The 17,370-nt window shown below is 72.5% G+C and carries 18 protein-coding genes; 6 read left to right on the top strand and 12 right to left on the bottom strand.

The features are described from left to right. Positions 1 to 95 precede the first annotated feature (95 nt). Positions 96 to 353 carry a WhiB family transcriptional regulator gene (locus tag ACLQ29_RS04965; RefSeq protein WP_088950012.1) on the top strand — a complete coding sequence of 86 codons (258 nt, stop codon included), beginning with the start codon at positions 96 to 98 and terminating at the stop codon, positions 351 to 353. A 68-nt stretch (positions 354 to 421) separates the two neighbouring features. Here ACLQ29_RS04965 and ACLQ29_RS04960 read toward each other — a convergent pair whose 3' ends face one another. The 5 genes from ACLQ29_RS04960 to ACLQ29_RS04940 form a co-directional block, all read right to left on the bottom strand. Next, on the bottom strand, positions 422 to 1,234 hold the full coding sequence (locus tag ACLQ29_RS04960; protein ID WP_425770410.1) for a sirohydrochlorin chelatase: 813 nt from the start codon (positions 1,232 to 1,234) through the stop codon (positions 422 to 424). Beyond that, the gene (locus ACLQ29_RS04955) at positions 1,216 to 1,977 is read right to left on the bottom strand and encodes a phosphoadenylyl-sulfate reductase (protein WP_425770409.1); all 762 of its coding nucleotides are present in this window, start codon (positions 1,975 to 1,977) and stop codon (positions 1,216 to 1,218) included. Before ACLQ29_RS04955 ends, ACLQ29_RS04960 begins: the two co-directional genes overlap by 19 nt. Continuing rightward, positions 1,974 to 2,135: a hypothetical protein gene (locus ACLQ29_RS04950; RefSeq protein WP_167393614.1), complete on the bottom strand. Its 162-nt coding sequence runs from the start codon at positions 2,133 to 2,135 to the stop codon at positions 1,974 to 1,976. Before ACLQ29_RS04950 ends, ACLQ29_RS04955 begins: the two co-directional genes overlap by 4 nt. After that, positions 2,132 to 3,844: a nitrite/sulfite reductase gene (locus tag ACLQ29_RS04945; protein ID WP_425770407.1), complete on the bottom strand. Its 1,713-nt coding sequence runs from the start codon at positions 3,842 to 3,844 to the stop codon at positions 2,132 to 2,134. The genes ACLQ29_RS04950 and ACLQ29_RS04945 overlap by 4 nt, the downstream gene beginning before the upstream one ends. Before the next feature lie 354 nt (positions 3,845 to 4,198). Continuing rightward, entirely contained in the window at positions 4,199 to 5,110 is a 912-nt protein-coding gene (locus tag ACLQ29_RS04940) for a helix-turn-helix domain-containing protein (protein WP_425770406.1), read from the bottom strand. 63 nt (positions 5,111 to 5,173) lie between these two features. Between ACLQ29_RS04940 and ACLQ29_RS04935 the strand changes: the two genes are divergently transcribed. Next, positions 5,174 to 6,199: an aldo/keto reductase family protein gene (locus ACLQ29_RS04935; protein ID WP_425770405.1), complete on the top strand. Its 1,026-nt coding sequence runs from the start codon at positions 5,174 to 5,176 to the stop codon at positions 6,197 to 6,199. Positions 6,200 to 6,234: 35 nt separating this feature from the next. Further along, the gene (locus tag ACLQ29_RS04930) at positions 6,235 to 7,740 is read left to right on the top strand and encodes a glycosyltransferase family 39 protein (RefSeq protein WP_425770404.1); all 1,506 of its coding nucleotides are present in this window, start codon (positions 6,235 to 6,237) and stop codon (positions 7,738 to 7,740) included. A gap of 77 nt (positions 7,741 to 7,817) precedes the next feature. On the opposite strand, the gene ACLQ29_RS04925 is transcribed toward ACLQ29_RS04930, so the two are convergent. Further along, complete coding sequence (locus ACLQ29_RS04925; RefSeq protein WP_425770403.1) at positions 7,818 to 9,413, bottom strand: histidine kinase N-terminal domain-containing protein; 1,596 nt, start codon at positions 9,411 to 9,413, stop codon at positions 7,818 to 7,820. Between the two features lie 25 nt (positions 9,414 to 9,438). Further along, a complete protein-coding gene (locus tag ACLQ29_RS04920) occupies positions 9,439 to 10,470 on the bottom strand; it encodes an SIS domain-containing protein (protein WP_425770402.1) in 1,032 nt (343 codons plus the stop codon). Between the two features lie 189 nt (positions 10,471 to 10,659). Here ACLQ29_RS04920 and ACLQ29_RS04915 point away from each other — a divergent pair, with 189 nt between their 5' ends. After that, positions 10,660 to 12,492, top strand: coding sequence for a tetratricopeptide repeat protein (locus ACLQ29_RS04915; protein ID WP_425770401.1), 1,833 nt, complete (start codon positions 10,660 to 10,662; stop codon positions 12,490 to 12,492). A gap of 267 nt (positions 12,493 to 12,759) precedes the next feature. Here the strand turns inward: ACLQ29_RS04915 and ACLQ29_RS04910 are convergent, their stop codons facing one another. Continuing rightward, positions 12,760 to 14,349, bottom strand: coding sequence for an MDR family MFS transporter (locus tag ACLQ29_RS04910; RefSeq protein ID WP_425770400.1), 1,590 nt, complete (start codon positions 14,347 to 14,349; stop codon positions 12,760 to 12,762). A gap of 112 nt (positions 14,350 to 14,461) precedes the next feature. Between ACLQ29_RS04910 and ACLQ29_RS04905 the strand changes: the two genes are divergently transcribed. Then, entirely contained in the window at positions 14,462 to 15,070 is a 609-nt protein-coding gene (locus ACLQ29_RS04905; RefSeq protein ID WP_425770399.1) for a TetR/AcrR family transcriptional regulator, read from the top strand. 12 nt (positions 15,071 to 15,082) lie between these two features. On the opposite strand, the gene ACLQ29_RS04900 is transcribed toward ACLQ29_RS04905, so the two are convergent. Both ACLQ29_RS04900 and ACLQ29_RS04895 read right to left on the bottom strand, forming a co-directional pair. After that, positions 15,083 to 15,592, bottom strand: a complete 510-nt coding sequence (locus ACLQ29_RS04900) for a GNAT family N-acetyltransferase (RefSeq protein WP_425770398.1) — start codon at positions 15,590 to 15,592, stop codon at positions 15,083 to 15,085. After that, positions 15,589 to 15,804 (bottom strand): biotin/lipoyl-binding carrier protein, encoded by a 216-nt coding sequence (locus ACLQ29_RS04895; protein ID WP_357403262.1) that lies wholly within the window; start codon positions 15,802 to 15,804, stop codon positions 15,589 to 15,591. Before ACLQ29_RS04895 ends, ACLQ29_RS04900 begins: the two co-directional genes overlap by 4 nt. A gap of 229 nt (positions 15,805 to 16,033) precedes the next feature. On the opposite strand from ACLQ29_RS04895, the gene ACLQ29_RS04890 reads away from it, so the two are divergent. Then, the gene (locus tag ACLQ29_RS04890; protein ID WP_369814844.1) at positions 16,034 to 16,108 is read left to right on the top strand and encodes a 50S ribosomal protein bL37; all 75 of its coding nucleotides are present in this window, start codon (positions 16,034 to 16,036) and stop codon (positions 16,106 to 16,108) included. Between the two features lie 121 nt (positions 16,109 to 16,229). Here the strand turns inward: ACLQ29_RS04890 and rsrA are convergent, their stop codons facing one another. Together rsrA and ACLQ29_RS04880 are read right to left on the bottom strand one after the other, a co-directional pair. Next, on the bottom strand, positions 16,230 to 16,517 hold the full coding sequence (gene rsrA / locus ACLQ29_RS04885) for a mycothiol system anti-sigma-R factor (protein WP_030336658.1): 288 nt from the start codon (positions 16,515 to 16,517) through the stop codon (positions 16,230 to 16,232). Position 16,518: 1 nt separating this feature from the next. Further along, positions 16,519 to 17,343, bottom strand: a complete 825-nt coding sequence (locus tag ACLQ29_RS04880; protein ID WP_357348978.1) for a sigma-70 family RNA polymerase sigma factor — start codon at positions 17,341 to 17,343, stop codon at positions 16,519 to 16,521. Between the last annotated feature and the right edge of the window lie 27 nt (positions 17,344 to 17,370).

Here is a 17,370-nt window from a genome sequence, read left to right as displayed (position 1 = left end):
ACGCTAACCGTCACCATCGGCACTGCGGATGCATATAGGAAAAGCACGACCAAGCAATTGTTCGCCACCCATCCAGAATGAGGAGTGTTGCCGCCATGGACTGGCGTCACCATAGTGTCTGCCGCGACGAGGACCCGGAGCTGTTCTTCCCGATCGGGACGTCTGGACCGGCTCTGCTGCAGGTCGAGCAGGCAAAGGCCGTCTGCAGGCGCTGCTCCGTGACCGACCAGTGCCTGCAGTGGGCGCTCGAGTCGGGTCAGGACGCCGGCGTCTGGGGCGGGATGAGCGAAGAGGAACGGCGGGCCGTCAAGCGGCGCGGCGGCCTCCGCGTGCTGCGCGCTCACTCCGCCTGAACCCAACGACACCGCTGTACGCCCCGGTGGGTCCACCCACCGGGGCGTTCCGCTTTCTGCCCCCCGCCTCAGCCGGCCGGTGCCACGACGTGGCCGGACGACTCGTCATCGACCCGGCGCAGCACCACCTCGACCAGCTCCGGCGCGTCGGTCAACGGGGCGGACACCGCCACCGCGCCGGCCGCCCGAGCCGCCTCGGTCACCGCGTCATGGAACAGGCCCGGCGCCAGGAAGTACGCGGACACCGCGACCCGCCGTGCGCCGGCAGCCCGCAGCCGGGACACCGCCACACCGGCCGCCGGTGGCGCCGCCGAGGCGTACGCCACCCGACAGGGCACCCCGAACTCCGCGCCGAGCGCGTCCGCGGCCTGACCCACCGATCGGCGGGCCCGCGCGTCCCGGGTGCCCGCCGCGGCCAACACCAGCGCGTCGAAGCGGCCCGGCCACACCTCGGCGAGCCGCCGACGCAGCCCGGCCAGCAGCCCCGGATCGACAGTGCCGTCCGCCGGGCCGAGCACGTCGGTCACCCGCACCGTCAGGGGTGACTCGGCCCGCACCGCATCGCTGACCGCCGCCGGAATGTCCACCCGATGGTGGTACGCGGCGGTCAGCAGCAGCGGCACCAGCACCGCCCGGCGGTGACCGGCCGCCGCCAGGCCGCGCAGCACCTCGGTCGGCCCCGGCTCGGTGTGGTCCAGCCAACTCGCCCAGACCTGTGTGCCGGGCCGGGCCGCCGACACGGCCCGGGCGAGTGCCCGGGTGGCGTCGGCCGCTCGTGGATCCCGGCTGCCGTGTGCGACAAGCACCACCGGGGCCGCCCCGCCGGCCGCACCTGGGCCGGTCGGGGTGGTCGCCGGCGAGGTCAGACGTGCAGTCCGCACTCGGTCTTCTCGAACATGGCCCACCGGCCGGCGCGCGCGTCCTCGCCGGCCTTGGTCCGTCGGGTGCACGGCCAGCAGCCGATCGACCCGTACCCCTGCTTGAACAGCTCGTTCACCGGCACGTTGAAGCGGGCGATGTAGGCGTCCACATCGGCCTGCTTCCACGCCGCGATCGGGTTGACCTTCACCTTGCCGCGCCGCGCGTCGAAGGTCACCACGGGCGTGTTGGCCCTGGTCGGCGACTCGTCCCGGCGCAGGCCCGCGGCCCAGGCGTCGTACCCGGACAGCGCCCGCTCCAACGGCTCCACCTTGCGCAACTGGCAGCAGTCGTCCGGCGACTTGTTGAACAACCGGGGCCCGTACTGGCCGTCCTGCTGGCCGACGGTGAGCCGGGGCCGGATCGACCGGACGTTCACCGGGAGCGTGCGGGCCACCTCGTCGCGGACCCGTAGCGTCTCCGGGAAGTGCAGGCCGGTGTCGAGGAAGACCACGTCCACCCCGGGCGCCACCCGGGACACCAGGTGCGCCAGCACCGCGTCGGCCATCGAGCTGGTGACGCAGAACCGGTCACCGAAGGTCTGCGCCGCCCAGCGGGCGATCTCCAGCGCCGGCGCGCCCTCCAGGTCCCGGGCCGCCTGCTCGGCAAGCGTCCGCAGCTCCTCCGGGCTGCGACCGGACGGGTCGGCCGAGGTCGAGGCACCCGGCCCGACCAGGCGCAGGCTCGCGGCGGAGACGAGACTCATCGGGTCACCGCCCGCGAGAGCAGCCCGGTGAACTTCACCGAGAAGACCCGGGTGCAGGCGTGGCACTCCCAGGCACCGTGCCCCGCCTCGTGCGGACGCAGGTCCTCCTCGCCGCAGTACGGGCAGTAGAGAGGTGCCGCTCGGTTCTCGCTGCTCACCGCAGTGCCTCCTCGTCGACTCTGATCACCCAGTTGGCGAACGTCTCGCCCTCGCTCCGACCGGCCAGGTAGCGACGGGCCAGCCGTTCCACGTACTCCGGAAGCTCTTCGGCGGTGGTCTTCAGGCCACGTAGCTTGCGGCCGAAACCGGCGGTCTGCCCCTGGGCCATGCCCAGCCCGCCGCCCAGGTGCACCTGGAAACCCTCGACCTGCCGGCCGTCCGGGCCGACCACCAGTTGGCCCTTGAGCCCGATGTCGGCCACCTGCGTGCGGGCGCAGGCGTTGGGGCAGCCGTTGATGTGGATCGAGATGTCCGCGTCGAAGTCACGCAGCCGCTGCTCCAGCCGGGCCACCAACTCCTCGCCGCGGGCCTTCGTCTCGACGATGGCCAGCTTGCAGTATTCGATGCCGGTGCACGCCATGGTGCCGCGCCGCCAGGCCGACGGCCGGGCCTCCAGGCCAATGTCCCGCAGCGCGTCGACAAGCGACTCCGTCCGCTCCGACGGCACGTCGAGCACCAGCAGCTTCTGGTACGGGGTGAGCCGCACCCGGTCGCTGCCGTGCGCCTCGACCACGTCGGCAAGCTGGGCGAGCTGCCCGCCGGAGACCCGCCCGACCACCGGGGCGGCGCCCACGTAGTGCCGCCCGTCGGCCTGCTCGTGCACGCCCACGTGGTCGACCGGCTTCGCCGGCAGGATCGGCGCCGGCCCGTCGAGCAGGGTGCGGCCGAGGTAGTCCTTCTCCAGGACCTCGCGGAAGCGTTCCACTCCCCAGTCGGCCACCAGGAACTTCAACCGGGCCCGGTTGCGCAGCCGGCGGTAGCCGTAGTCGCGGAAGATGCCGACCACCCCGGCCCACACGTCCGGAATCTCGGCCACCGGCACCCAGACGCCGAGCCGCTGGGCCAGCATCGGGTTTGTGGAGAGACCACCGCCGACCCAGACGTCGAAGCCGGGGCCGTGCTCGGGGTGGTCGACACCGAGGAACGCGATGTCGTTCGACTCGTACGGGGTGTCGACAAGCCAGGAGATGGACGTCTTGAACTTGCGGGGCAGGTTGGAGAACTGCTTGTCGCCGACGTACCGGGCGACGATCTCGTCGACCGCCGGGGTCGGGTCGAGCAGTTCGTCGCGGGCCACCCCGGCGACCGGGCTGCCCAGCACGATCCGGGGGCAGTCGCCGCACGCCTCGGTGGTCTGCAGGCCGACCGACTCCAGCCGCCGCCAGATCTCCGGCATGTCCTCGACCCGGATCCAGTGGTACTGGATGTTCTGCCGGTCGGTGATGTCGGCGGTGTCCCGGGCGAACTCCCGGGAGATGTCCGCGACCACCCGCAGCTGCGCCAGGCTGAGCTGGCCGCCGTCGATGCGGACCCGCAGCATGAAGAACTCGTCTTCCAACTCGTGCGGCTCCAGCACGGCGGTGCGTCCGCCGTCGATGCCCGCCTTGCGCTGCGTGTAGAGGCCCCACCAGCGGAACCGGCCACGCAGATCCTGCGGGTCGATCGAGGCGAAGCCGCCGTGCGCGTAGATGTTCTCGATGCGGGCCCGAACGTTGAGCGGGTCGTCGTCCTTCTTGATCCGCTCGTTGGGGTTGAGCGGCTCGCGGTGGCCGAGCGCCCACTGACCCTCACCCCGGGGCCGGCGCGGCGCCCGGGCCGGGCGGGTCGTCGGGTCCTCGGAACGGGCCGGGATGCTGTCGACCGCCATCGCGGCGTCCTCCGTTGTCTGCTGTGCCTCGAAGCACGCGCGGGGCGCGGCGGCCGGCCCGGCGAAGCGGGCGGGACAACGGTGTCTTCAGACAGCCGGCGCAGAGCGCGCCCGAGACAGATTGATCGGGCGTCGTCAGTTGGCCGGACAGATCGCGCTGCGCACGCGGCCGTAATCGACGTGGCGACGGGCCACGAAGCGGCGGACGACAGCGGCGGTCATGCCGACCATGCTGCCACACCACGGGAGCCCCAGCCAATGCCCACGTGCGGGATCCCACATCACGGGCGAGCTAAGGCCTGTTTCATCGCCGCCCGGACTCCGCCTCGGCACGACCGCCCTGATGAAACACGCCTAGTCGACGAGCTGGTCACCGAGGATGGTTCGGGCATAGCGGACCACTCGCCCCTGCCGTACGCCGGCGATCAGGCCGTTGTCCCGCAGCGTGGTGAGGTGGTGCGACGCGGTCGCCGCCGCGAGACCCAACATCGCGGCCACCTCTCCGGTGCTCAGCGGTGTGTCGAGCAGGGACAACGCCGCCGCCCGCGTACTGCCGAGCAGCGCGCCCAGCGCGGCGCTGGGCGGCGGCGACGTCCACAGCCCGCCCAACCCGACGGGCGGATAGCAGAGGGCCGGCCCGGCGTCACCCTCCATGATCGCGTGCACCGTCGGCCCGGCGAAGGAGGTGGGCAGCAGCGTCCACGGGCAGTCGGCCACCTCGGCTGGCCGGGTCGTGCCGACAGCGACGCGTAGTGCCGTGCCGTCCCAACGGATCGACGGGTGCAGCTCACGGAGCAGGGTGCGACCGCCCTGCTCGGCGGCGAGGAGCGTCCGGCGCCGGATGTCGGCCAGCGCGAGCGCCCGCAGCCGTGGCCAGTCCGGCGCGATCAACAGGGCGAAGTAACGACGGAGCTGCGCGACCAGCTCGGCCGGGGCCAGCCAGGGCGCACCGGCCCGGTCCAGTTGCCGCCGCACCCTCCTCGGGTCGGTGCCGGCGACCGCCCGTAGCTCGGCCGCCAGATTCGGGGCCGCCCCGATCGGAGTGAGGAAGTCCGGCACGTACCCGTTGGACGGCGTGAGCACCGCCAGCAGCGGCTCCAGGCCGGCACCGGGCAGCAGCCGCTCGGCACGCTCCCGCCAGGGCCGGTGCATCCAGTACTTGGCGGGCTTTCGCAGCGCCCACGAACTGGCCACCAGCTCGGCAAGCGGCGAGTGCACGAACCGGACCCGACTCAGATCGTCAGGCGTGAACCGAACCTCGATCACCGACAGATTCGACCACGTTCGAACGGTTCGGCGACAGCGCACGACCGCCTGAGGATCCTGGCCATGGAATACAGGCAACTGGGCCGGTCGGGTCTGCGCGTCAGCGCGGTCGCGTACGGCAACTGGGTCACCCACGGCAACCAACTCGACGACGACGCGGCGGGCGCGTGCGTGGCCGCCGCCCTGGAAGCGGGCATCACCACCTTCGACACCGCGGACCGGTACGCCCAGGGGCGGGCCGAGCTGGCGCTGGGCAAGGCGCTCAACGGCGTCCGGCGCAGCTCGATCGAGCTGTGCACGAAGGTGTTCCTGCCGGTCGGGTCGGGGGCCAACGACTCCGGGCTGTCCCGCAAGCACATCATCGAGAGCTGCCACGCCTCGCTGGGCCGGCTGGGCACCGACTACGTCGACCTCTACCAGGCACACCGGTACGACGACAGCGTGCCGCTGGAGGAGACGATGCTCGCCTTCGCCGACCTCGTCCGCCAGGGCAAGGTGCTCTACGTCGGCGCCTCCGAGTGGACCGCCCCGCAACTGCGCGCGGGCCTGCGGCTCGCCGCCGACCTGCACGTCCCGTTCATCGCCAACCAGCCGCAGTACTCGATGCTGTGGCGGGTGGTGGAGGCGGAGGTCGTGCCCGCCAGCGCGGAACTCGGGCTGGGTCAGCTCGCCTGGGCGCCCCTCGCGATGGGCGTGCTGACCGGCAAGTACGAGCCCGGCCGGCGCCCGCCCGCCGACTCCCGGGCCACCGACGGCTTCGGCGGGTCGTTCATCGCCCGCTACTCCTCGGATCTGCTGCTCGCCCGGGTCCGCCAGCTCCGGTCGATCGCCGATGCCGCCGGCTGCACGATGGCCCAGTTGGCGGTGGCGTGGGTGCTGCGCCGACCGACAGTGGCCAGCGCGATCGTCGGTGCGTCACGACCCGAGCAGCTCGCCGAGACCGCCGGTGCGGCCGCGGTCCGGCTGGACGACGAGCTGATGGAGCGGATCGACGCCGTCCTCGGCGAACTCGTCGAGCGTGACCCGGCGAAGACGGCCCGCCCGAACGACGTCATGCCCGCCTGGCGCCCACCGCCTACGGCCGCCTGACACCACGAACGGCAGGACCGTGGCAGGCTCGGGACGTGGGCAGATTGTCCGAGTCGACCGGCGCGGCGTGGGACCAGCTACGCCGCGTACCGGTCTGGGTCCCTCCGGCGCTGCTGACCCTGACGGTGACCCTGACCGGGTTGGGTTCGGCCCAGCTCTGGCGCGACGAGCTGGCGACCTGGAGCGCGGCCAGCCGGTCACCCGAGGACCTGGCCCGGTTGGCCGGCACCATCGACGCCGCCACCGGGCCGTACTACCTGCTGATGCACGGCTGGACCGCGATCGTCGGCGACTCCACGATCGCCCTGCGCGTGCCGGCCGTGCTGGCGATGACCGTGGCGGCCGGGTTGCTCGCCGTGCTCGGCGCGCGCCTGGTCGACAGGCGTACGGGCCTGTTCGCCGGGCTGCTGTTCGCGGTCCTTCCCGGCACGTCCCGCTACGGGCAGGAGGCCCGCCCGTACGCGTTGGCCACCATGCTCGCGGTGCTCGCCACCCTGCTGCTGGTGGCCGCGCTGCGCCGGCCGAGTTGGGCCCGCTGGGCCGGGTACGCCGCCGCCGCCGCCGCCCTCGGGCTCCTCCACCTGATCGCGCTCACCCTGCTCGCCGCGCACGGCCTGGTCGTCCTGCTCGTCTGGTGGCGCGGCCCGGCCGTGGCCGGCGTCGCCGACCGCCATCACCCCACCGCCGAGCGGGACCGGCGGGTGTGGCGGTGGGTGGTCGCCGTGGTGCCGGCCGCGCTGATTGTCGCTCCCCTGCTGCTCAAGGCCCGGGCCCAGCGGTCCCGACAGCTCAACTGGGTCCACCTGGTCCGCCTGGACGACCTGACCGCGCTGCCCGGCGGGGTGGCACAGAGCAGCGTGGTGGGTGGCCTGCTGGTCGGGGTCGCCGCGCTGGGCGCGGCCCGGCTCGGACGCCGTGCCCTGCTGCCGGTGAGCGCGGTGCTGCTGCCCGTGCTGCTGCTCTTCGCCGCCGGCGAGGTCGTACCGCTGTGGGTGCCCCGGTACCTGGTCTTCGTGGTGCCGTTCGCCTGCCTGCTGGCGGGCGCCGCGGTGGCCACGGTGGCCGTGCCGGCCGCGCTCGCCGTGGTGGTCCTGGCCGGGTTGCTCGGCCTTCCCGACCAGACGGCGCTGCGGCGTACCCACGAATGGCCGCGCAGCGCGCCGGTGGACTACGCGGGCGCGGCGCGGGTGATCGCCGACGGTCAGCGCCCGGGCGACGCGGTGGTCTACTCGCCCCGGCAGAGCTGGCTCTTCCTCGACCTCGGCATCGAGTATCACCTCGACGACCCACCACGGGACGTGCTGGTCACCGAGGACGAGGTCCGGCGGGGCGACCTGTGGGCCGCCGAGTGCCCCCAGCCGACGCAGTGCCTGGCCGGTACGACACGTGTGTGGCTGGTGATCGCCGGTCGGCACGCCGAGCCGCTGGCCGCCGTGACCGGCGTCAAGGGCGACGCCCTGCGCGCCGACTTCACCGTCGCCCAGGTCTGGCCGCGCCCCGGCCTCACCGTCGCCCTGCTGACCAGCCGCCCCGGCCGCTGAGCCACGGCCGGTGGCGTCGGCAGCCCGTTAGACCGCGGCCACCGGGCGGACGGCGGCCGCGCGGCGGGGCGCGGCGGTCAGGCCTGGGAGCGACCGTCGTGGGCGTTGCGGGCCAGCGGGACGACAAGCACGGCCTCGGTGCCGCCGGTGGCGCCGGCCCGCAGCTCGATGGTGCCGCGCAGCTCCCCGGTGACCAGGGCCCGGACGATCTGGAGGCCGAGCCGGCTGGCGCGCTCCGCGTCGAAGTCCGGCGGCAGTCCGCGCCCGTTGTCGGTCACCGAGACGTGCAGCATCTTGCGGAACCGGTGCGCCGAGACCACCACCTCCGGCCGGGTCGCGGGATCGACCTCGGGCGCCACCGGCGGCACCAGGCCCGCACCGGGGGCGGGCGCGGGGGCCTCGTCCGCCTCGTCGGCCGGCGGGAAGCCGTGCTCGACGGCGTTGAGCAGCAACTCGTTGAGGACCATCACCAGCGAGGTGGCGATCTCCGCCGGCAGCACACCGAAGCTGCCCCGACGACGCATGCCGACGCTCACCTCGGTCGCCGCGACCTCGGTCGCCGCGCTGGCCACCCGGTCGACGATGCCGTCGAACTCGACCGCCTCGTCGCTGGACATGGAGAGCGTCTCGTGCACCAGGGCGATCGAGGCGACCCGGCGGACCGACTCCTCCAGGGCGACCCGCGCCTCCGGCATGGCCACCCGGCGAGCCTGCAAGCGCAGCAGCGCGGCAACGGTCTGGAGATTGTTCTTCACCCGGTGGTGGATCTCCCGGATGGTGGCGTCCTTCGTGATCAGTGCTCGATCCCGGCGGCGAACCTCGGTGATGTCCCGGACCAGCACGAGCGCGCCGATCGGCACCCCGGCGGGCATCAGCGGCAGTGCCCGGGTGAGCATCGTGGCGCCGCGGGCGTCGATCTCCCGGCGCGGTGGCGCCTCGCCGCGCAGGGCGGCCAGGATGCCGTTCGCCGCCTCGGTGCCGTCCAGCGGATCGCCGGCAAGCCGGCGGTGCAGCGCGGCCAGGTCCTCGCCCACCAGGTGGGAGGCGTAACCCAGCCGCCGGTACGCGGACTGCGCGTTCGGGCTGGCGTAGGTGACCTTGCCGCCGGCATCGAGCCGGACCAGGCCGTCGCCGACCCGGGGGGCGGAGGTGGTCTCGCCGGGATGCCGCGGCGGCGGGAACGTGCCGTCCGCGATCATCTGCGCCAGGTCGTCGGCAGTGGTCAGGTAGTTGAGCTCGAGCTGACTCGGGGTACGCGCGGTGGAGAGGTTGGTGTCCCGCCCCACCACGGCGATCACCTCGCCGGCCTCCCCCTCGGCGGTCCGCAGCCGGACCGGGATGGCCTCGTGCCGGGCCGGCACGTCGCCGTACCAGACCGGGTCGCCCTCCCGCCAGATCCGGCCCTGGGAGTACGCCACCTGAAGGTGGGCCACTTCCGGCCCGCCGACGATCCGCCCCACCTGGTCGTCCTGGTACGCGGTGGGCGCGGTGGTCGGGCGGACCTGGGCGACGCACAGGAACGTGCCGTCGGCGTCGACCGGCACCCAGAGCAGCAGGTCGGCGAAGGAGAGATCGGAGAGCAGTTGCCAGTCGCCGGCGATGCGGTGCAGATGGTCAATGTCGGCCGGACGGAGATGGGTGTGCTCCTCGGCGAGGTCGCGCAGCGTGGACACGGTGACCAGGGTGCCACGCCGCGCCTCACATCGTCGCGGTGACCTTCTTCAACCCGCGCGGCGCGTCCGGGTCCTCGCCTCGGGCCAGCGCCAGGGCCAGCGCCAACCGCTGCAACGGCAGGATGTCCAACAGCGGGGCGTACCGCTCGTCGACCTCGGGGACGGCCAGCCGGGTGGCGCCCGGCACGTCGGCGGAGCCGACCACCACGACGTCGGCGCGGCGTTCGCCGAGGCGGGGCAGCACCTCGCCCATCGCGCGTCCCCCCGGCCCGGAACCGACCACGGCGAGCACCGGGACCTCCGGGTCGGTCATCGCGAGCGGGCCGTGCAGCAGGTCGGCGCCGGAGAAGGCGAGCGCCGGCAGGTACGAGGTCTCCATCAGCTTCAGCGCGGCCTCCCGGGCGGTCGGGTAGGCGTATCCCCGGCCGGTGGCGACCAACTGGCGGGCGAACCGGTAGCGCGGCGCGAGCCGGGCGGGGGTGTCGTCGGCCAGGGTGCGGGCGGCCAACTCGGGCAGCGCGTCGAGCGCCTCCCGTTCGGCCGCGGGGAGCACGCCGTCGCCGGCCCGGATGCCCTCCACGAGCATCAGCAGGGCGAGCAGTTCGGCGGTGTACGTCTTGGTGGCGGCGACCGCCCGCTCGTGCCCGGCGGCGATGTCGACGCTCAACTCGGCCACGTCCACGAGCGGCGACTTCGGCGCGTTCGTCACCGCGAGGGTCAGCGCGCCGGACGCGCGGGCGGCACGCAACACCTCGGCCAGGTCGGGTGAGCCACCGCTCTGGCTGACCCCGACGACGAGCGCGTCGGACAGGTCGGGGCGGGCCCCGAACAGGGTGACGGCGCTCGGCGAGGCGAGCCCGGCGGGCAGACCGAGCCGGATCTCGGTCAGGTATGCCCCGTAGAGGGCCGCGTGGTCGGAGGTGCCCCGGGCGGTGAAGACCACGTGCCGTGGGCGACGTTCGGCGATGACCGCCGCCACCCGCGCGATCTCGGCGGCGTTGGCGGCCGAGAGCAGGCGGGCGTAGCCAGCGGGCTGCTCGTCGATGTCGGCGGCCATTCCAGCCCCTGCATGTGACACGGAAATCCCTCCCCCTGCGCGGTTGCCGCGCGCTTCTTGCTCACTCTTGCGTTTTTAAGCGTATCTCAGCGACAGAACGAGCAGGACTGAGCAGGTGATCACCAGTTGATCTCAATATCAACTAAGCTTTGAATGCACCCGCCCCAGCCCCAGCGACGAGAGGACGACGTGCCCGAGGGAACGGACGACCCCGCGCTCTCCGCGACGGAGGAGCTGGCGCTGGCCCGGCTGGCACTCGACGAGGGCGACCTGCACCACGCCGCCGGCCACCTCGCCGGCGCGCTGGCGCAGGCCCCCACCCTCCCGGAGGTGCACGAGACGCTGGCCCGACTCGCCGTGGCCAGCGGGGGTGCCCTCAACCTCTTCCCGATCAACCACCACACATTCGTGGGCGCGGTCGTCGCCCGCGCCCACCTGCTCGCCACCGCCGGCCGTCCCGCCGAGGGGCTGGAGCTGCTGGCCGCGGCGACCGCGTACGCGCCCGGCACCGAGTGGGCCGGCGTGCCCTGGGTCACCGCGCCCGAGCTGGCCGAACGGCTGGACCCGGAGCACATCGCCCGGATCCTCATGCAGGTCTGCGCCGCGCTGCCGGACCCGGTGCCACGGGCCGACCGGGGCGCCCTCGCGCCGTACCTCACGCTGGCCCGCAACGCCGCCACCGTCCACCCCGAGCACGGCCTGCTGCTGGGCGCGGCGTCCGCGCTGGCCCGGCGTCTCGGTGAGGCCGCGCTGGCGGTGCGCTGGGCCACCCGAGGGGTACGCGCACAGCCCTCGAAGATGGGCGAGGTCTGGCTCGGGTACGCGTACCGCAGCGCGGGCCGGACCCGCGACGGCCTCGCCGCCCTCGGGCGGGCCGTCGAACTGGACCCCGACGACCTGGCGATCTACGCGGACATCGCCGGCACCCTGGCCGAGATCGGCCGGCTGGACGAGGCGCTGGAGTGGACCGAGCGGGCGTTGGCGCGTGACCCGTCCTTCGACTGCGCGGTGCACACCGCCCATCGGCTGCGCCACCTGCGCGACGGCGACCTGGCCCACCTGGTCGCGCTCGCCGACTTCGTCCGCGACCACCCCGACGACAGTCACGAGCATGGCGACCTGGCCCAGTGCTGCCGAGGCCGACCCTGGCTCGGCCAACTGACCCCGGCCGGCGGCCCACTCGTCGACGCGCTGCGCCAGGCGGTGGCCGATGACGACAACGGTTCCGGCAGCGCCGTACGCCTGCCCGCCGCGGCGCCGCCCAGCGCCGTCCGGACGGCGACGTCCACCGCCCCCGGGCTACGGATCGACATCGTCGGCACGCCGGAGCCGGACCCGCGCGAGCCCCGGCGGGCGTCGGCCCAACGGTTGTGGCACTACGCGGACAACATCCCCACGCCCGCACTGCCGGCGCCCTCGGCGACGGCTGTCGAGCGGATCGGTCAGCTCGCCCACCCGGCGTGGCCGCACCCACCGGCGGCGTACGACGCGGCGGTGGGCCTCGCCGGCCTCGACGTGGCGGACCTGCTCGGCCTGCTGGTGCACCCGCCGGCGGCGCCGGCCAACGCGGTGGGTCGGCTGCTGGCCGCCCACGACCCGTCGATCTGGGTGCGTGGCGTGCAGGTGTGGGCGTGCCTGGGGCTGCTGCACCACCGCACCGACGAGCCGTGGGAGATCTCGACCCGGCGTCGCGTGCTGCTCGACCTGATCTGGGACGTCGAGGACTGGGTCACCGAGGCGGCACTGTTCGCCCTGGTCACGGCCGCCTGGGTCGACCCCTCGGTACGGTCGGACGTGGCACGGGTGGTGGCGGAGCGGCTCGCCGACGCGGCCACCGTCGCTCGGGCCCGGCCGGTGCCGATCGCCGTCTCGCTGGCCCACCTGGCGCTCGCCGTCCCGGAGCTGGACAAGGCCACCGCGGCCCTGGCCACCGAACTGCTCGACACGCGGTCCTCCCGACTCCCCCGCCCCCGCAACCCTCTCCGTCGCCTCTGGCAACGCCTAACAACCCGCCGCGCCTAACCCCCCCCCCCCCCCCCCCCCCCCCCCCCCCCCCCCCGCCCCACCCCGGCCTGACCTGGCCTGACCTGGCCTGACCTGGCCTGGCCTGGCCCGGCCCGGCCCGGCGATCTTGCACTTTCTGTCGCCGTTTTGTCGGGAACAGGGGCTTATGTCGGGACAGAAAGTGCAAGATCGCGGGTAAAGCAGCGTGCCGTGCAAGATCGCGGGGAGAACGGCGCGCCGCGCCGGCCCGGACGGGCTGGCGCGGCGCGGCACGGGGGGTGCGGGTCAGGCGACCGGGGCTGCCTTGCCGAGGGCGATCTCGGCCTCCTCCTCCGGAGTGGCCTGCGGCGGCGCCTCGTTGACGGTGCGCAGCGGGATCTCCTTGATGAACCAGGCGAGCACCGGGATCGCGATGGTGAACACCACCGCCCAGAGGAACACGTGCGAGATCGCGTCGGAGAGACCGCCGAGCACCAGCTCGCGCGCCTGGGCGGGCAGGTCCTTGAGCTTCTCCAGGTCCATCCCGGCGCCGCCGGACTCGCCGCCGAAGGCTCGACCGCCCTCGGAGTTGGCCAGCCGGCTGGCGAAGATCGCGCCGAACAGCGAGATGCCGAACGAGCCGCCGATCGACCGGAAGAACGTCGCCGCGCCACTGGCCGCGCCGAGGTCCTTCTGCTCGACGCTGTTCTGGGCGATCAGCATCGACGTCTGCATCAGGAAGCCCATGCCGACACCGAGCACGACCATGTACAGCGACGACATCAGCTTGCTGGTGTTGGTGTCGAGCATGGACAGCAGCGCCATGCCCGCGGTCATCACGACGCCACCGATGATGGGGTACGCCCGGTACCTGCCGTTCTTGGTGATCGCCCGGCCGATGACGAGCGAGACGACGAGCATGCCGAACATCAGGGGCAGCAGCAGCAGACCACTGTTCGTCGCCGACGCGCCCTGCACGGTCTGCTGGTAGAGCGGCAGGAAGTTCATCGCGCCGAACATCGCGAAGCCGAGCAGGAAGCCGATCACCGAGATCAGCGCGAAGTTACGGTTCGCGAAGAGCGCCAACGGCAGGATGGGCTCCTGGACACTGCGTTCCACCAGGCCGAACGCCACCAACGCGAGCACGGCCAGCACGGCCAGGCCGAGGATCTGCGGCGACGTCCAGTCGTACTCGTTGCCGCCCCAGGTGGTGACGAGCACGATCGCGGTGATGCCGATGGAGAGCAGCCCGGCCCCGAGCCAGTCGATCCGGTGCTCGGTGCGGTACTTCGGCAGGTGCATCGTGGTGATCAACACGAGCAGCGCGATCCCACCCAGCGGCAGGTTCACGTAGAACGCCCACCGCCAGGAGAGGTGGTCGGTGATGAAGCCACCGGCCAGCGGGCCGGCGACCATGGCGATGGCCATGATGCCGGCGATCATGCCCTGGTAGCGCCCACGCTCGCGGGGCGGGACCAGGTCACCGATGATCGCCATCACGCCGACCATGAGCCCACCGGCGCCGAGGCCCTGCACGGCGCGGAAGGCGATGAGCTGGATCATGCCGTCCTGCGGGCCGCCGAGCATCCCGGAGCCGGCCATGCCACAGAGGGCGGAGCCGACGAGGAAGATGATCACCGAGGTCAGGAAGACCGACTTGCGGCCGTAGAGGTCACCGAGCTTGCCCCAGATCGGGGTGGACACGGTGGTGCCCAGGACGTACGCGGTAACCACCCAGGTGAAGTGGTTGAGGCCGCCGAACTCGCCGACGATGCGCGGTAGCGCGGTGCTGACGATCATGTTGTCGAGCATCGCGAGCATCATCGCGATCATCAGCCCGAACAGCACGACCCGAATGTTGTTGGGTCGTACGCCGGTCTGGGTTGCCTGTGTCATGGGTAAGCTCCCCCGAGTGATTGTCGCACTTACTTGCCGCCCGGCTAGTCACCTTACTAGCCGTACGGTAAGTTGGGTAGGAAGCCACGGTCAAGCCGATAGGAGTGCGTGAGTGAGGGAGAGCACAGGCGGGACGCGGGAGCGGATCAAGGCCGTCGCGCTCGAACTCTTCACCGAGCAGGGTTACGAGAAGACCTCGCTACGGGAGATCGCCGAGCGCCTCAACGTCACGAAGGCCGCGCTCTACTACCACTTCAAGAGCAAGGACGACATCGTCGCCAGCTTCGTCGAGGACCGGCTGCAGGGGATGGACGAGCTGAACGCCTGGGCCGCGACGCAGCCCGCCACGCTGGCCACCCGCCGCGAGCTGATCTCCCGGTACGCGGACACGATGTTCGACGGCACGCAGCCGTCGGTGATGCGCTTCTTCGAGCAGAACCAGACCGCGCTCAAGAGTCTCTCCGCCGGCCAGCAGATGCGCGGTCGGATGTTGGAGCTGGCCGACGCGCTCTGCCGGGGCGACGAGTCCCCCGCCGCCCAACTCCGGGCCGCGCTGTCGATCTTCGCGGTGCACACGAGCTGGTTCGCGGTCCGCGCGCCGCACATCAGCGACGACGAACGCCGCAAGCTCGCCCTGGAGGTGGCCGACGAGCTGTTGGCCGCCATCGGCACAGAGCCCGACGCGAGCGACGACGGCGGGCCCCCCGCCGGTCTGGGCTGACCGCCCGGCGGCTCAGCCGCGCGTCAGGTCCAGTCGCAGACCGAGCAGGTCCACGCCTGCCGCCGGCGCCCAGTCCTTCTCCGGCGCCCGGACGAACCCGAGCCGCGAGTAGAGCCGGTGCGCCGGATCGGCCATCCCGGCCCGGACGCAGATCACCAGCGCCGTGCAACCCAACTCGACGGCACCCGCCACGCACGCCTGCGCCAGCGCCGCGCCGACACCCCGGCCCTGAGCGCCCGGGTCGACCGCGAGCATCCGGAACTCCGCCTCGCCCGGCCCGGACAACTCGGCGTACGGGGTGCCCGGCAGCACAAAGGTCACCGAGCCGAGCACCGCCTCGGTCGCCTCGTCGACCGCGACCAGCACCGCGCCGCTGGCAGCCCGGGTCGCCACGTCGGCAAGCACCTCGCCGTAACCGTGTTCGCCCTTGAGCTGGCCGTCCGCCTCGTACGCGGCAACTGTCAGCCGGGCCACCGTCGGGAAGTCGGCTGGCTCGGCCGGACGGACCCGCACCCCGCTCAAGCAATCACCGCGATGAGATCGCCGTCCTGCACGACGTCGCCCTCGTGGACCGCGAGCTGCTCGAGCACACCGTCGGACTCGGCGACGACCGGGATCTCCATCTTCATCGACTCGAGGATCACCAGGGTGTCGCCCTCGGCCACGGTGTCACCCGCCGTGGCGACGACCTTCCAGACGTTCGCCACCATCTCGGCGCGGATCTCCTCGGCCATGTCCGGGCCCTCCCTTTTCGCGATGTGCCTGCCGACGTATCCAATCATGCGACGTCCGCCGGTGGGCGCGCAGCGGCACGGCCGGGATGACGCACCCGCCCCGGGGAAAGGCCGCAGGTGTCGACCGCACTACCATCAGCGGGTCGGACCCGATGCCGGGCCGCCGGTGGCTACACCGGCGCCGAGGTCGTGGGCAACACGGATCCGCCCCCATCACGAGGAGGTCAGCATGGCGAAGAAGTCCCGGAAGAAGAAGGCTCGTAAGAAGAGCGCCGCGAACCACGGCAAGCGTCCCAACTCCTGAACGGGTCGACGGGCCGGCGGCCCGTCACCGATCAGCTCGACCCGGCCGACGCCGGGTACACCGGTGGCCCGGGTCGACAACGACCCGGGCCACCGGTCTTGACGCTGTGCCGCGCCGACGCTCAGTCGGCCAGCTCGCGGGAATCACTCGTCTCGAAGACCACCAGCTCGGTGAGCTTGACCCGCAGTCGCTCGCGCAGCTCGTCCGGGGCGGTCTCGTTGCCGCAGCACCGAGCCACAAGCGCCCGCACCTCCTGCTCCAGCCCGTACTCACGCAGGCAGGGCCCGCACTCGTCCAGGTGGTGCCGGATCAGCGAGCGCCGCTCGTCGGCGCACTCCAGGTCCAGGTAGAGGTAGACCTCCGCGAGCACCTCGCGGCAATCCGTCTCGTGCGGCTCCCCACAGCTCACGTCACACCTCCCGGCCGGCGGCAGCGGTCGAGCCCTTGGACGAGCGGGCCGCACTGAAGCCCCGCTCCCCGGCGTAGCGCTCAAGCAACTTGCGCAGATTACGACGGCCCCGGTGCAGACGCGACATCACCGTGCCGATCGGCGTGCCCATGATGTCGGCGACCTCCTTGTAGGAGAAGCCCTCGACATCGGTGAGGTAGACGGCCAGACGGAACTCCTCCGGCAACTGCTGGAGGGCCTCCTTGACGTCGCTGTCCGGCAGCCGGTCCAACGCCTCGGTCTCGGCGGAGCGCAACCCGCTCGAGGTGTGCGACTCGGCCTCGGCGAGCTGCCAGTCGGTGATCTCCTCGGTGGGCGCCTGGATCGGCTGGCGCTGCCGCTTGCGGTAGGAGTTGATGTAGGTGTTGGTCAGGATCCGGTAGAGCCAGGCCTTCAGGTTCGTGCCCTGCTCGAACTGGTGGAAGGCCGCGTACGCCTTCAGGTACGTCTCCTGGACCAGGTCTTCGGCATCCGCCGGGTTGCGTGTCATCCGCAGCCCAGCAGCGTAGAGCTGATCGACGAATGGCATCGCGTCCCGCTCGAACCGGGCCCTGCGCTCGTCCGTCTTCTCGGTGGTCAACCGCACATCCCCTCGCGTCGGATGCTTTCCCGCCGAGGATACGCGCACGGACCTGCCCGCAGATTCACTTCCGGCCGGTGTGCCCGTGCTCACCGCACCCACCCCGCCCGGTCCCGCCGTCGCGGGCCACTCCGGGCCATCCAGCAGCCGCTTCAGCTGCCGGGCGTCCCGCTCGTCCCGTTCCAGGCTTCGTGTCTCGGTCGGCACCGGTCACCCCCCTCGCAGAAAAGTCTT

This window comes from Micromonospora sp. DT228, assembly GCF_049841595.1.
Classification (GTDB): Bacteria; Actinomycetota; Actinomycetes; order Mycobacteriales; family Micromonosporaceae; genus Micromonospora.
This window is presented reverse-complemented; position numbering and strand designations above follow the sequence as displayed.

Coding starts and splice junctions, on each gene's coding strand:
- ACLQ29_RS04945 (WP_425770407.1), bottom strand. CDS start 3,844: ATGGCGGTCGACAGCATCCCGGCCCGTTCCGAGGACCCGACGACCCGC.
- ACLQ29_RS04920 (WP_425770402.1), bottom strand. CDS start 10,470: ATGGCCGCCGACATCGACGAGCAGCCCGCTGGCTACGCCCGCCTGCTC.
- ACLQ29_RS04965 (WP_088950012.1), top strand. CDS start 96: ATGGACTGGCGTCACCATAGTGTCTGCCGCGACGAGGACCCGGAGCTG.
- ACLQ29_RS04935 (WP_425770405.1), top strand. CDS start 5,174: ATGGAATACAGGCAACTGGGCCGGTCGGGTCTGCGCGTCAGCGCGGTC.
- ACLQ29_RS04910 (WP_425770400.1), bottom strand. CDS start 14,349: ATGACACAGGCAACCCAGACCGGCGTACGACCCAACAACATTCGGGTC.
- ACLQ29_RS04895 (WP_357403262.1), bottom strand. CDS start 15,804: ATGGCCGAGGAGATCCGCGCCGAGATGGTGGCGAACGTCTGGAAGGTC.
- ACLQ29_RS04955 (WP_425770409.1), bottom strand. CDS start 1,977: ATGAGTCTCGTCTCCGCCGCGAGCCTGCGCCTGGTCGGGCCGGGTGCC.